This window comes from Methylobacterium amylolyticum (assembly GCF_030700245.1).
Lineage (GTDB): Bacteria > Pseudomonadota > Alphaproteobacteria > Rhizobiales > Beijerinckiaceae > Methylobacterium.
Genome location: NZ_JAUYZI010000024.1, coordinates 87,781 through 100,947, shown reverse-complemented (window position 1 = coordinate 100,947; position 13,167 = coordinate 87,781). Strand labels below are relative to the sequence as shown.

At 66.5% G+C, this 13,167-nt stretch carries 14 protein-coding genes, 1 tRNA gene and 1 pseudogene; 5 read left to right on the top strand and 11 right to left on the bottom strand.

All coding sequences use genetic code 11. From position 1 onward, the window contains the following. The coding region (locus Q8W71_RS17830) for an IS66 family transposase (RefSeq protein ID WP_305526737.1) at positions 1-346 on the top strand (346 nt) is incomplete at its 5' end. Positions 347-1,810: 1,464 nt separating this feature from the next. On the opposite strand, the pseudogene Q8W71_RS17825 reads toward Q8W71_RS17830, so the two are convergent. The 6 genes and pseudogenes from Q8W71_RS17825 to Q8W71_RS17800 all read right to left on the bottom strand — a co-directional run. Next, a pseudogene (locus tag Q8W71_RS17825) lies at positions 1,811-2,125 on the bottom strand (ATP-binding protein); the annotation flags it as partial. After that, positions 2,125-3,474, bottom strand: a complete 1,350-nt coding sequence (locus Q8W71_RS17820; protein ID WP_305526731.1) for an Eco57I restriction-modification methylase domain-containing protein — start codon at positions 3,472-3,474, stop codon at positions 2,125-2,127. The pseudogene Q8W71_RS17825 and the gene Q8W71_RS17820, both read right to left, overlap by 1 nt. After that, positions 3,471-4,193: a DNA adenine methylase gene (locus Q8W71_RS17815; RefSeq protein WP_305526730.1), complete on the bottom strand. Its 723-nt coding sequence runs from the start codon at positions 4,191-4,193 to the stop codon at positions 3,471-3,473. The genes Q8W71_RS17820 and Q8W71_RS17815 overlap by 4 nt, the downstream gene beginning before the upstream one ends. Positions 4,194-4,244: 51 nt before the next feature. Beyond that, the gene (locus Q8W71_RS17810) at positions 4,245-4,445 is read right to left on the bottom strand and encodes a hypothetical protein (protein WP_305526729.1); all 201 of its coding nucleotides are present in this window, start codon (positions 4,443-4,445) and stop codon (positions 4,245-4,247) included. A gap of 128 nt (positions 4,446-4,573) precedes the next feature. After that, positions 4,574-4,650 (bottom strand) — tRNA-Arg (locus tag Q8W71_RS17805). Positions 4,651-4,757: 107 nt separating this feature from the next. After that, a complete protein-coding gene (locus tag Q8W71_RS17800; RefSeq protein ID WP_305526728.1) occupies positions 4,758-5,762 on the bottom strand; it encodes an alginate O-acetyltransferase AlgX-related protein in 1,005 nt (334 codons plus the stop codon). Between the two features lie 718 nt (positions 5,763-6,480). On the opposite strand from Q8W71_RS17800, the gene Q8W71_RS17795 reads away from it, so the two are divergent. The 3 genes from Q8W71_RS17795 (at position 6,481) to Q8W71_RS17785 (ending at position 9,159) form a co-directional block, all read left to right on the top strand. Further along, positions 6,481-7,455, top strand: a complete 975-nt coding sequence (locus tag Q8W71_RS17795) for an alginate O-acetyltransferase AlgX-related protein (protein WP_305526727.1) — start codon at positions 6,481-6,483, stop codon at positions 7,453-7,455. Between the two features lie 101 nt (positions 7,456-7,556). Beyond that, positions 7,557-8,156 carry a LemA family protein gene (locus tag Q8W71_RS17790; RefSeq protein WP_370875445.1) on the top strand — a complete coding sequence of 200 codons (600 nt, stop codon included), beginning with the start codon at positions 7,557-7,559 and terminating at the stop codon, positions 8,154-8,156. A 19-nt stretch (positions 8,157-8,175) separates the two neighbouring features. Then, a complete protein-coding gene (locus tag Q8W71_RS17785) occupies positions 8,176-9,159 on the top strand; it encodes a M48 family metallopeptidase (RefSeq protein ID WP_305526725.1) in 984 nt (327 codons plus the stop codon). Between the two features lie 136 nt (positions 9,160-9,295). On the opposite strand, the gene Q8W71_RS17780 is transcribed toward Q8W71_RS17785, so the two are convergent. Next, positions 9,296-9,550, bottom strand: a complete 255-nt coding sequence (locus tag Q8W71_RS17780; protein ID WP_305526724.1) for a hypothetical protein — start codon at positions 9,548-9,550, stop codon at positions 9,296-9,298. Between the two features lie 157 nt (positions 9,551-9,707). Here Q8W71_RS17780 and Q8W71_RS17775 point away from each other — a divergent pair, with 157 nt between their 5' ends. Then, positions 9,708-10,463 (top strand): IS5 family transposase, encoded by a 756-nt coding sequence (locus tag Q8W71_RS17775; RefSeq protein WP_305526723.1) that lies wholly within the window; start codon positions 9,708-9,710, stop codon positions 10,461-10,463. Between the two features lie 982 nt (positions 10,464-11,445). Here Q8W71_RS17775 and Q8W71_RS17770 read toward each other — a convergent pair. The 4 genes from Q8W71_RS17770 to Q8W71_RS17755 form a co-directional block, all read right to left on the bottom strand. Continuing rightward, positions 11,446-11,643 (bottom strand): hypothetical protein, encoded by a 198-nt coding sequence (locus Q8W71_RS17770; protein ID WP_305526722.1) that lies wholly within the window; start codon positions 11,641-11,643, stop codon positions 11,446-11,448. A gap of 476 nt (positions 11,644-12,119) precedes the next feature. Further along, on the bottom strand, positions 12,120-12,245 hold the full coding sequence (locus Q8W71_RS17765) for a hypothetical protein (protein WP_305526721.1): 126 nt from the start codon (positions 12,243-12,245) through the stop codon (positions 12,120-12,122). A 284-nt stretch (positions 12,246-12,529) separates the two neighbouring features. Further along, on the bottom strand, positions 12,530-12,811 hold the full coding sequence (locus Q8W71_RS17760) for a hypothetical protein (protein ID WP_305526720.1): 282 nt from the start codon (positions 12,809-12,811) through the stop codon (positions 12,530-12,532). After that, on the bottom strand, positions 12,808-13,167 hold the full coding sequence (locus Q8W71_RS17755) for a hypothetical protein (protein WP_305526719.1): 360 nt from the start codon (positions 13,165-13,167) through the stop codon (positions 12,808-12,810). Before Q8W71_RS17755 ends, Q8W71_RS17760 begins: the two co-directional genes overlap by 4 nt.

The window sequence follows — 13,167 nt, the reverse complement described above, 5'->3', positions numbered from 1 at the left end:
TCGATCCGACCTGGCCAAGGCGTTGCGCTACATGCTGGCGCGCTGGACCGCGCTCACGCGCGCCTTCGACGACGGGCGCATCGCGCTCGACAACAACGCGGCCGAGCGGGCGCTGCGCGGCGTGGCGGTGGGGCGCAAGAACTACCTGTTCGCCGGCTCGGAGCGCGGGGCCGAGCGCGCTGCCGCCTTCTACACCCTGATCGAGAGCGCCAAGCTGAACGGGCTCGACAGCGAGGCGTACCTGCGCGACGTGCTCACCCGCATCGCCGACCATCCGGCAAAGCGGCTGGCCGACCTGCTCCCCTGGAACTGGACGCCGGCCCCGCCCGTCGCTCACGCTGCCTGACCGGAAGGCCCGCCGCCGAGCGCTTACCGTTAGACGAGGCCGGGCAGGGTAGGGCTTAGCGGGCGAGCCGCGCGCCCCGCGCACGTAGAGCTCCGAGTAAGCAACGAACGCCTCGAGCCGTGCGATGTGCTTGACGAACCGGTCCGCCTTGGCTTGGAAAGTCTGGTTTTCAGCGGCCAACTTCAGAAGTTCCTTACGGGCCTCCCGCAGCTCGGCAATGGCCGTCCCGAACTCGTGCGTCATGAACCCGCCGACCACGCCGAGAAGGCTCATGACCTCCAGCTGTTGCTCCCTCTCGCGGCTGCCAATCTCCTGCTTCTCCAGCCGCGCCTGGCTCTCCGCCAGCATCGCAACGACGCGTTCCTTCTGTGGCCGCGAGAGCGTGGGGTCCGCAATGATCTCGTCGATGCCAGTCCGCGTCTCCCGCCGGCCGGCTTCCACGAACTCTCTCTGCTTGCGAGCGTCTTCGTCCTGCTGAAGTTGCCGGTCCGCGACCGCAATCATCTCGACCGCGCCCCGGACTATGTCGATCAGTTGCCCGAATGCCTCGTTGGCCACGAACCCTTCGCGGTCCGCCGCTGCCACCAGCCCACGTTGCGCGCCGGTCCTGTGTCGCCGTCCCCTTACCTCGACCACGCCGATGAGCTGTGCGGACTCGGGTAACCGCAGCATCCAGTTCAGCTTCGGGGTAGCTTGGACCTCCCGGCTCATTGCAAAATGCGTCGCCGTGACGGTCGATTGCGGATGGCGCTCGTTCCGGGCCGCGTCTCTAACAAGGTTGAGCCAATCGTCGCCTTCCTCACCGTAAGGTTGTACTTGGAATCCTCGATCGAATACTTTTACGCCACTATTCTCGCGTACCCAAGTGTATGCCGTACGCCCATCGACCGGCGCCCCCTGGAATGTGCCAGGCCTTCGCGGGAAGAAGCGGATGTCCGCGCGGACCCTGCCGGCATCCTGCTCGTACGCATCGTTCATAAATAGACAGTGTCGCCGCTCTCCCTGCTTGAACACCCTGATGACGAGGCGTTTCCCGTCTGCCCGTACCTTTGCGCGTAAGACGTGCTTACTCAGCAATTCGTGGGAGAGATTGCTGTCGTCCTTCTGTCGCTCACCTTCCCGCCTGGATAGGAGCTCAAAACCCGGATCCTGTCCGTACCGCCCATCGTCGCGCCGTGAAAGGAGCGTTCGAACAGCAGAGACAACACCGATGCTGCCGGTCCTAACCTTCTTCCAGTTGAGCGAGCGAGCGCCGGCACGGAGCTCCGTGATGCGCAGTGTCGTGCCGGTGGGCACGCGATCGCCGACGGCCGAGAGTGTAAACGGAACTTTGATCGTTCCAAGGTCCGAGGCCTCGTCGAAGGACTTCCAATTGAAGCTCGCCACGAGGCAAGTGCGTCCCCGGCTGGCGTCATCGTCGGCGACCGTAGTCAGTTCCAATCCCTGCCCCAAGAACCTGACTGCCAAGCGCCCGATACCTTTTTCTCCCGTTATATCGCGTCCGTAGAGGGGCGACGTATCCTCCCGCTCCTTCGAACTCGTGCCGATCCGCATCCAGGCGGAGGTGAAGGTGAGGAAGGTCATCCCCGAGCCGTCGTCGCTCACCGTGATCCCGTCGTCAGCCTCTTCGATCGTGCAGCGACGGGCGTCAGCGTCATAGGCGTTCTTAATGAGTTCGAGCAGGGCGACTTCCGGCTGACGGACCAAGCGCTCGCCTAGCTCGCGCAGGATACGGCTCTCGATCGAGAAGGAGACCTCTCCCTTAGTAACTCCCTGCATCATGTGGAGGCCAGTAGGGCGTTCAGCTGGTTGATCTCGATCTTCCGGAGGCCTTTCGCGTGGGCCACCACCCTGTCGCTGAGATCGCGCTCGGCCATCATTGTCATGAAGCGGTGCCGCCGATCTGGGTCGAGGCCGAATATACCGGCCACGCCGCCGACCGCCTTCGCGCCCGCAGAGTTGGCGCACACCTTCGGGCGGAATCCCTTGAAACTGGTAGCCACGAGCAGACTCGGCGTTGCGGGCATCTTGAACTTCCACCATACTGGGCGGCCTAGGCAAGTGCTGGTTGCGTAATCGTCCTTGGAAAAGGTGCTGAGGTAGGCCAGCACGCGGTCGCTCGGCGAGGCGTCGCTACGGATCAGCCAGCAAGCTTGCCCGGACGCCCGGAAGAATCGGTAGAATGCGTCCTGATCCAGGTCGCTCGTCGCTTCGGGGAGTAGACGGAGACTAGTGACGCAGGGGACGACGTCCTCGCCGATAAGTAGTCCCATGCGGGCCCGCTCCGGCTCCGTCAACGTGAAGATGCGTTGCGTACCGGGGCTCAGCCCCCTCATGGCACGGGCGCTGTCGCTGCCTGATGCAGGCTCAAAGGGGATAAGACCTTCATCCGAACCACTTTCCGAACGCAACGCTCGGAAGTCGCCCGCGCCGTTGTCCGAGAAGTACCGCCAGCGCCCGTTGCGGCTCCGCTTGTCTACCAGCGTGATGGACGAGGTTGTAAGGACGCCTCCGAACGTCGAGTCCGCTACGCGGTAGACGTCAACGTCCCATCGGGCGGCCAGGATAAAGCGGCGTATCCCCGCGGCTGACGGACGCGAGACCCACTCGTACGGGATAACCAGGGCGCACAGCCCATCCGGTGCTAGGCTGACTAGGGAGAGGAGAAAGAAGTACTGCCAAGCGTTCGCCAAGCCGGACAGCCGCACGCCCGACCGGGCCTCGAGCCGCTCGGCCACCTTCTTACGCCAGCCCGCCGGCAGATCCTGATTACGGACGAACGGGGGGTTTCCAATGCAGACGTCGGCGTCATTGATTTGCTCGGAGAACGCGCAGCGATGGACGATGGTCGCCCGTTTTGATGGAGCGCCGTCCCCGCAGCGGCGCCAGTCGATCTCGTAGCCTACATAAGCAGAATAGTTTCCGCCCCTCGCGAAGCGGCCATCGCCCGCGCCGAAGTCGACGACCTTGCCGATTGCCTCGCGCCGGGCGGCGACCTCGCGCCAAGTCAGGGCTACCAAGTCGTCAGGCGTGTCGACCTGACACCGGCCGAGGTAGAGCGAGAGATCCTCTCCCCTCCAGTCTTGGCTGATCGCACCGGCCTCCGCCACGCCGCCGTACGGGATCATGAATGCACCCGTTCAGCGGCGGCGAGCACAGCGCTCGGCCGCGTCTCGGCGAGAACGGCGAGCGCGGCGTTCAACTCGGTATCGTCGGCGCGCCGCAGGCGTTCGGCCAAGGCAGAACTGCGCCGCCGGAAGCGCTCGCGACCGCGAAACGTGCCGCCGACGAAGCGATAATCGTGGAGCAGCGATCCGGGCGTGAAATTGGTCCACGCCGATTCCGTCACCATGCCGCTGTGCGTAGACGCGACGTAATCGGTGCGTATCCAGTTCGCGAGCAGGTCGTCGTAGAGTTCGCAGCGATAACCGCTAACGATGACCATCGCGTCCAGACTGAGCAGGAGGTGGAGGAGTTTGCGATGATCCTCCTCGTTGTAGTCATGCCGATAAAGGCGGGCGGTGCGTCGCAACGCCGGCAGGTACGGGGGATCGGCGTATATGAGGTCGTGAGGGCTTGGATTCAACCTCGGCAGGACGTCTAGGACGCAGCCTTCGACAATGGCAACAGTGGCAGGCCGGCGGGAGCGCCATCGCGCGATCACCCGTGCGTCGACATCGATGCCGACGTTCTCGCGGGCCGGCAACTTCCGCCTCATCACGGCGCCGCCACCGAGGTGGGTCTCGATGTATCGTTCGTGCGGCGGCATCAGGCTGATGAGCTGCCGGAACGAATGGCCCTTGCCGCCCGCGAAATGTTCGACATCGTGCTTGAATGGAGACCTCATCCCACGATTATCGCACGTTTCGGCGATGCCGTCCAATACGGTCAAGCTTGGTCAGCCGGGAGAAGTAGGCGCCCGTATCAGATTGAGGGCGATGCGCTGCTCCAGCCCATGACGCGCCGCGTGTGAGCCGCTCAGCTCCCTCTCAACCAGCTTCTCCTCGGCATAGAACGCTTCGGGATCTGCCTCCTGACAAGCAACAGAGTCCGTATCGGGCGCTATTCTTCCGCTCATGGTCACGGCCTCGCTCAGCACCCGAGCTCCGCGACACAGAGACCGCTGCGCGACCCTACCTGGAACCCCAAGGTAACCACGGGCCTCGGAGCGCCCTTCCGACCCACACTCGCGGTCTCTTAAAGCTCTCTTCTCGAAGGGAAAAAGGGTGGCGACCCCGGCAGGGCTCGAACCTGCGACCTGCCGCTTAGAAGGCGGCTGCTCTATCCAACTGAGCTACGGGGCCTGATCGGAGGACGGGGTCAGAAGACACGGGCGCCGCACTCGGTCAAGTCGCCGTGCGCCCGGCGGACGGAAGGCCTCCGCGGGCTTCGGAGCGCGGCGTGCGGCCTGTCAGGAGGCCGCGGCCCTCAACTCGTCGCCGAAGCGTTCCCGGACGTAGGCCTCCACATCGTAGTTCGCGTCCGGCAGGCGAAACATGAAGCGCTCGGCCATCTCGGTGAGCACGATGTCCGGCTTGACCCGCTCGACGTAGCCCCAGTCGACCGAGGTCGACCAGATGAAGTGCAGCTCGTGGAAGGTCTCGGCCAGCATGATCGAGAGCATGATCGGGATGAAGTGCGAGTAGCTGTCGCCGAACAGGACGACGCGGCGGCGATCCCGGGCCTTCTCGTTCCGCCAGACCACATGCGAGCCGAGGTGCAGGGTCTGATAGGTGCCGAGGCACTCGCGATGCGCGACGATCGCGTTGGCATGCACGCGCTCCGAGTCGCGTTCGACGATCTGGATGACGGCGCTCTCGCAGCGCGGGGGGGTGCAGGCCGACCCGAGATCGCCCGCATAGGCGTCGAAATGCATCTCGCGCCGCCCTTCGAGATCCTCCACGGGCGCGACGTTCAGAGATCGGCAGATGGCCCGGTAGGCGATCTGCCGACCGGCGAAGCTCCAGTGACTGTCCGTGCGCATGAAGAGTTGCTGCCTGTCCCGCTCCGCCCGCATGGGCGTCACGAGATCGACCAGGATCCTGTTCCAGCGCCGCCGCCTGTCGAAGTACTTGATGACATTCAGGGCGCGCCATGGAGAGTTCTCGTAATATGGATCGATCGCATGGCAGCGTCGGGCGATCGATCTTTTGTAGTCGACGGACATGCCGTCGAGATAGTGGTCATAGATCGTCTGCTTTTCCGGGATGATGATGTGGCGGTAGTCCACACCCATGGCCCGGAGCTTTCGGGCACGCTCGGAGATGTGGTGGCGCCACTGCCAGTGCAGGGCCTTGTTGAGGTCGGTCTTTTCGTACAGACCTTGCGCGTTGTTGCTCCCGGAGCGGATGAAGAGATAGCCATCCTTGCCGACATGGATGTAATTCGGAACCCCCTCTTCTGAAGCTTTCATCATGTATCTCTCGCGCCTGCGATATCATGAACAGGAGAGTCGAAGCTCGGTCGACGGCGGCGGCAATCGCGGTCTTATACCAGCGCTGTTCAGGTTTCCGATATGCCTGTCGCGCCGTCGCGGCCCGATCGCGGGACGGCGTCCGGATCGGGCGGATGACGGCATGACCGGGCCATGACCGATGCTCCCGGGCGACGGATCCGCGCGGGCGAGCCGCCGCCCGGCCGATGGCGTGTCGCGCGTCCTCCCGTGGGGCGGTCGTGCCGAGGCGGCCCACCGCCCGTTCGCCCGCGATATAGCCAAGACGCCGGCGTTTCGCCTATCAGTTGGGGCGTCCCCGCATCCCACGCGGAACGCGCTTCATGCCGGCCACGCGGCCGTTTCCGGTGATGGATCGGCGCCCCTGGGTTGTTGTCCCTTGCCACCGACGGAACGGCACGGCGCCGGCATCGGAGACCGCGACGGTGATCGGAGATCGAGAGATGGCGGGCGACGGATCGGGCGCGCTGCGAAGCGTCGCGGGCCGGGATCGCGGGCCCGGGACCGCGCCGGTCGGGGCCACGCCGATCGGGTCCACGCGTCCGGCCGGCGCGAGCCGGCTCGGACCGGCGGGATCGATCTCCCCACGGCACGGACGGCGACGATCCCGTGAGCACCCCGTCGATCTCTCTGCGTTCGGAAACAGGCCGGTCTTCAGACAGGTCTTCGAAGTGATGGCGTGATGGATCAAGCGAGCGCAGACCACATCCACGTCGGGCATGACGGGTGGCTGTTTCTCATCAGCGGAAGCAACAATGTCGTAGATCAGTTCAATAAATCCGATTACATGACGTTCCAGGTCGAGTCGTGGCGCAAGATCATCCTCCGGCGGCGGCATCGGCTCGCACGCATGGGCATCGTCTACAGACATGTCGTCGTGCCGGAGAAGCTGACGATCTACGAAGACAGGCTGGACGGCATCTCCATCGAGGTGGCGCTGTCGCCGGCCCGTCGTCTCCCGCGGATGTTCCCGCGCAGGCCGAGGCGCTGGCACCATGTCGGCGGCCCGCTCGACGCCCTCCGGCTGCGCAGGACGTGCGTCGACCTGATCGAGCCCATGCGGGCGCAGCGGGCGGGCGCGGACCTGTATTTCCGAACCGACAGCCACTGGAATCTCGCGGGCTGCCTCATCGGCTACCGGGCCGTCTGCCGGGCCTTCGGGGCCCGGCCGCGCGACGACTTCGATCGGCGGCCGTCCCTGATCGTCGAGCATGCGGGCGATCTCGGCAGCGCCCTCGATCCGCCGCGGACGGAGACGGCCCGCGTGCACGCCCTGCAACGCGACGCCGCGCGCAGCTACGCCAGCCCGATCGTCCTGACGCGCGAGCGGGCCGGGCTCTCGCACACGCTTCATGTCGGCGCGCACGTGATCTACGCCAACGCTCAGGCGTCCGATCCGAGGGTGCTCGTCCTGTTCGGCGATTCCTACGCGCACTTCGCGCCGTCGGCGCTCACGATCATGCTCGCGGAGACGTTCCGCGAGGTGCACTTCATCTGGAGTACGTCGGTGGATTGGGCCTATGTCGAGCGCGTCAAGCCGGACCTCGTCCTGACGGAGATCGCCGAGCGCTTCATGTTCCGCACCCCCGACGACAGGTTCGATCTGGAGCGCTACGCCGCGGAGCGTTTCGGCGACGAGATCCGGGGCAACGCCTGAACGCAAGGGGGGCCCGGTAACCGTGCGGGCGGTGCCAATCCAGATTTCGCGCCCCGGCCCGTCGCAATGCGGGGATCTTTACGCGGCGCCCCCGTTCATGGATGCTGATCTCGGGTTTTGCCGCAACATCGGGACGCCGTGCCGTGAAATGGATCGCCGTGTTCGCGGCCGTCGCCGTGCTGATCTGGCTCGTCGTCACCTACAACGGGATCGTCGCGCTGCGGCAGCGCACCGCCCAGGCCTTCGGCGACATCGACGTGCAGTTGAAGCAGCGCCACGATCTCGTCCCGAACCTGGTCGAGACCGTGCGGGGCTACGCCGCCCACGAGCGCGGCACCTTCGACGCGGTGATCCAGGCCCGCAACGCGGCCGCCGCGGCCCGTGACCCGGGACAGGTCGCGCAGAGCGAGGGCGCGCTGCAAGCCTCGCTCGGGCGCCTCGTCGCGCTGAGCGAGGCCTATCCCGACCTCAAGGCGAACGCCAACTTCCAGGCGCTCCAGGGGCAGCTCACGGACATCGAGGACAAGCTCGCCGCGGCGCGGCGCTTCTTCAACAACGCGGTCGCCGAGTACAACGCCGCCATCGCCGCGGTGCCCGCCGTGTTCTTCGCCGCGCCGCTCGGCTTCGCGCCGAAGCCGTTCTTCGACGTCGGCGAGGGCGCGCGCGCGAGCCTCGACGCGCCGCCCCGGGTCGCCTTCTGACCGCGGCCGCGGCCGTCCGATGCTGCCCGCCTACGGCCTCTACACGCATATCCGCAGCAACGAAGTCCGGTCGCGCGGCCTCGTGCTGGGCCTCTTCGTCCTCAACGTCGTGCTGGCCTACGGGCTCGCCCTGGTGGTCCGGGCGACCGGCGGCGCCCTGCCGGCCGGGGCGGTGCCGGGCCTGCCCGCCTACCTGCGCGCGGCCTGGCACGACCTCCTCTGGGCCGGGCCGCTGGCGGTCGCCGCCACGCTGGTCTGGCTGTTCGTCGCCTTTCACACCCATCAGGCGCTGATCGCCGGCGTGGTCGGGGCCCGGCCGGCGACGCGCCTGGAGGCGCCGGACCTCCATCGCCTGCTGGAGACGCTGTGCATCGCGCGCGGGCTGCCGATGCCGGCGCTCCAGATCGTGGACGACCCGGCCCTGAACGCCTACGCCACCGGCCTCAACGCGCAGCAATACGCGATCACCGTGACGACGGGGCTGATGGCCGCGCTCGAACCGCGGGAGATGCGGGCGGTGCTCGCCCACGAACTGACGCACATCCGCAACGACGACGTGCGCACGATGATGCTCGCCGTGGTGATCGCGGGCATCTTCGCCTTCGCGGCGGACGGCGCGTGGCGGGCGGACCTCCTGCGCGACCGGATCCAGGACGGGAGCAGGCGGGCGGGCGCGCTGCCGGCGATGCTGATCGGCGCCGCGCTGATCGCGCTGGCCTGGGGGTTCTCCCAGGTCACCCGCTTCGCCCTGTCGCGCACGCGCGAGTACGTCGCGGATGCAGGCGCGGTCGAGCTGACGAAGGACCCGGACGCCCTGATCGCGGCGCTGCTCAAGATCTCCGGGCGGGGCGACCTCGCCCGCGCGCCCGCGGGCGTCATGGAGCTGTGCGTCGACAACCCGCGCCGCGGCTTCCTCGGCCTCGACGCGACGCACCCGCCGATCGAGCACCGGATCGACGCGCTCGTGCGGTACGCGGGCGGGCGGCTCCCGTGGGGGGCGTAGGGCGCCTCAGGAGGAGGGGGGGCTGTTGGGATCCGCGGGGCTGCACCCCGGACTGCCGTGTCCTCCGCGCAGCGCGGTCGGGAACAGCGCGGATCGGGATCGGTGCGTCCGGCGCAGGCCCGCCGCCCGAACGGAATCAGCCGCCCATGCTCGCCCAGAGCAGGAAGAGGATCGCGAAGCCGACGAGGTTGTAGGCGAGCGCCCACAGCCACACCCCGCCGTAGGCCCGGCTCGGCCAGCGGGGCCGCGGGGCGCCGGTGGTGATCCGGTTGCGGTCGTCCGGCGTCGGCCAGATCGCCGCCCGCGGCGCGGAGAGGTGGCGCGTCAGGCTCTCGGGCAGCGGGCGCTCGGGAAGCGGGCGCTTGGGCAGCGGGCTTTCGGGGGGCGGCATGGTCCGTCATCCTGAGAGCCTGTTTGAGATCCTCCGCCGGCCGTCCCCATCTGTCTTGTGTCACGAACACGCAATCCGTCTGGCAGGACGGAAGGGAGAGCAGATGTGGACGGACCGACATCGGGCACGTCATGAGACGCGCCTGAAGGATGTAGTGATGCAGGCAGGTCTGGACGAGGTGGCCCGCTCCCTGGCGCGGGCAGACCCGCCGACCCGGTCGACCGCCAAGTCCGCGCGTGCGGTGATGACAGCCTTTGCTTGGCACCTGCGTACAGGCGGCGGATGGCGGGCGCTGCCCGAAGGTTTCTTGCCCTGGCGCACGGTCTACGGCTGGTTCCGGCGCTGGGTGGAGAAAGGTCTGTTCGAGACGCTGATGCGGGCGCTGGCACGCCGTCAGCGCCGACGCTGCGGGCGACACCCGACACCGACCCTGGCCATCATCGATACCCAGAGCGTGAATTGCATCAGCGTGCGAGGGCCGCGCGGATATGACGGCGCCAAAAAGGTCGTCGGCCGCAAACGCGTCTTGATGGTCGATGCCGAGGGGCACATCCTGGCCATGGCCGTGGTCCCGGCCGACGTGCAGGACTGTGACACGCTGCCGACGCTGGATGAGGACAAGCCGCTCTGGCCGAGCCTGCGTCTGGCGGTTCTTGATGGCGTCTTCCGGGCCAAACACTGGGAGGCGTGGTGTCACTTCCATGGCATGCGCTGTGAGGTCGTCAAGAAGGACCCGGATCAGAAGGGTTTCGTCGTGCTGAAGCGGCGCTGGATGGTCGAGCGAACCTTCGGCTGGTTCAGTCACTGGGGCGGCCTGCTGCGTGAGCGGGCCGGCCGCCTCGATGTCGCGACCGGCCGTCTCGCCTGCGTGGCCTGCCTCATGGCCGCCAACGCCCTCAACAAGCCAGCCTAGCATTACAGTTGCGTTTTTTAATTTTTCCCGTCGATGGTCCGTTCTGCTGGGCTTACCCCGTCGAGGTCCCCTTTCGGCTGATGCACGACGTTTGAGATGGGCGTTTCGGGCAGCCGCCTGATGCGCCCATCGCCAGAGCGACAGCGCGGCCAGGGCAATGATGGTGGCTACGGTGACCATCGCGGTGAGGACCACCGCCATCCCGCGGATCAGCCGGTGAGCGCAATGGACGGCGGCCCAGTGCGCGTCCGTGGTGGCGTGCCGCGCCCGCCCCTGGTTCTGGGCGGTCGCGGTCGACAGGGGCACGAGCAGCGCGAGTTCGAGGGAGAGGTCGTTGACGACGAGCAGTTGCAGCCCGGCGACGCAGGCGATGGCGGCGCGGGCGAGCTAGAAGTCAGGGCTGCTGGTGCGCACGCGATCAGGATGAGGGGCTTGGTCCATGAACGCATCCTGCCGCTAAGCAGCTTCCATCGAAGCCGTCCGGGTCGGCCCCAGCCACGATGTGAAATGGCACCCTGTTCTGGGCGAAGCACCTAGGGCGGAAGCCTGCGGGGTGATCGGGTCTTCCGGACACGTCCAGGGCGAGCTGGTTCAAGCCACCAGGGATGTGGGGCGAAGGACTCGGTCTTCGCCGAAAACTCATCTACGACAAAGACTTAGTCAAAAATTCTGGCGGAGAGGGGGTCATTACAACCCCACCGCATTTCGATATAAGATATTGATTATAAACGACAATAAATTCCGACAGCAACTCGATGTTGGACGTTTTGTTGGACGTTGCCTGCTAGAGCCGTAACGGGCATTGGGCGGACGATCGCGAAGCCGAACCCCAGCGCCGAGCAAGAAAAAACCCGCCAGCGGCGCGGGGCCAGGCGGGTTCAGGTGGTCTCTTGGGAGGAGCCATCGTTGTAACCGTGGCTGGGCGCTTGAGCTATGCGCTGGCGCACGGGGCAGATGCGCAGGGCGATGGTGAACGCGCGCTTCAGACCGACGCCCAGTCCGCCGTCATTTGCCGCTTCGCCCGCGCGGCGCGCTCCCGCTCGGCATTCGCGGCTTCGGTTAGCGCCGAGTACGTGCACCACGCCCCCAGCGCCCGCATCCGCTCGGCCAGGATCAGAGCCTCGGCGGCCGTAATCTCGGCACGGATGGCTCGGCGGACGATCGGGGCACGGTGGGGCATGAGGGTATCGCGCTGCGGTGTCCTCAGGTTGCGGTGCGGTGGTTAAAGAGCGGTTGCTGGCAAGATTGAGACCGAGACAGAAAATCCCCGCGCGGCAGTGCCGGCAGGGCGTGGATAGGTCAGAGGTGTGAGCTGAGGCAGTTACCAGGTCCGGAGGTCGCGCGGCTCGGGTACCTTCGGCAGATCGGTCATTTCTCCAGCGACATAGCCCGCCCAGAGGACGGCCGCGACGGCAGTAACGATCGGCGCGGATAAGCTGAGAACGAGAGTGAGCGTCAAAGCGAGCCGCCTGTCTGGAAAGGATCTAATGGCTTGGACCCTGGAAATGTGGCAGCAAAAGGTGAAGGATCTGGTTTGGGGAATCAGTCTGGCGGACGGCCGGCCGCAGAGACGAAAAAACCCGCACGGCGTGAGGGCCAGCGGGGCTGAGGTGGTCTCTTGGGAGGAGTTGGGGCTGTAGCCTCTAGGTCGAGGGCCTAAGCCCTCCTCGCCTTGTACCGGACTATCCCGGAGGAGTTCAGGAGATCGACCCGCTTGTGGGCCTCATGCTCGCTCGCCTTGGCGATGACCTTGTTGGTCTTGGTGTCGATGATCTGGAACATTTGCTGTCTCCGTCTCTGCCTGTTGTTGTATGTCTACAGTTCAATACTTGAGACGTCAACAGCAGAGAGGAGTATTTGCGAAGATTTTTTGGCGCTAAGACAGAAAAAGCCCGGACGCAGCGCTGGGCTGACCGGGCTCTAGTCGCGCAAGAGGGGGGCGGTCAGTCAGGTGGCGGTCGGTGGCTTTCCTCGATGTGCTTGACCAGCATCGTCACCAGCGCACCGATGATCGCGCCGACCCACAGGCCCATCTGGAATCGGTGATCGAGCCACATCGCGCGGCCTCAGTCGTCGTCCGGTGCCGGTGGCATGTCGAGCCCGGCGCCGAGGCACAGCCGCTCCAGCTCGCGGGCGTAGGCGCGCCACTCATCCCGCTCGCGCTCGGCGTTGGCGAGCCGCACGCCGCTGCGGCCAGCCCGGTCGGCCATCGCAGCGAAATCCTCCGCCCGCTGCTCTCGGAACTCCGTGACCAACTGCGCCAGCTCCGATGCGGTCTGTTGCGCGGCCGGGATGGCGGTGGGGATCGCCGGCACGAAGGCGTGCATCACCTTGCTGAGCAGGCTCATCGACGGTTCCTCCGCTCGACTGGAGGGGGCGCCGGCTCACCCCGCCTCCACCGGGCCAGGACATCGTCCAGATCCTCGCGGACGGCCGCCACCTCAGCGCGCAGCGCCTGGATCTCGCCGGACTGCCTCTCGATCTGCCCGGCTTGCTTCTCGATCACCTCAGCCAGGTGCACGCGCTCCTGCTGAAGCTCGCGGATCAGGAGTTGGAACCCCGACAGGCTGGTGAGCTGCGTCTGCGCCTCGGCCGCGCCGACCTCCGCCCGGGTCTTCGGACGGGTCGCCAGCCACGTCAGGAACGAGGCGACGATGCTGCCGAAGACGGTGATCGCCGTCGTGACGAGGGGGCCCCAGTCCAC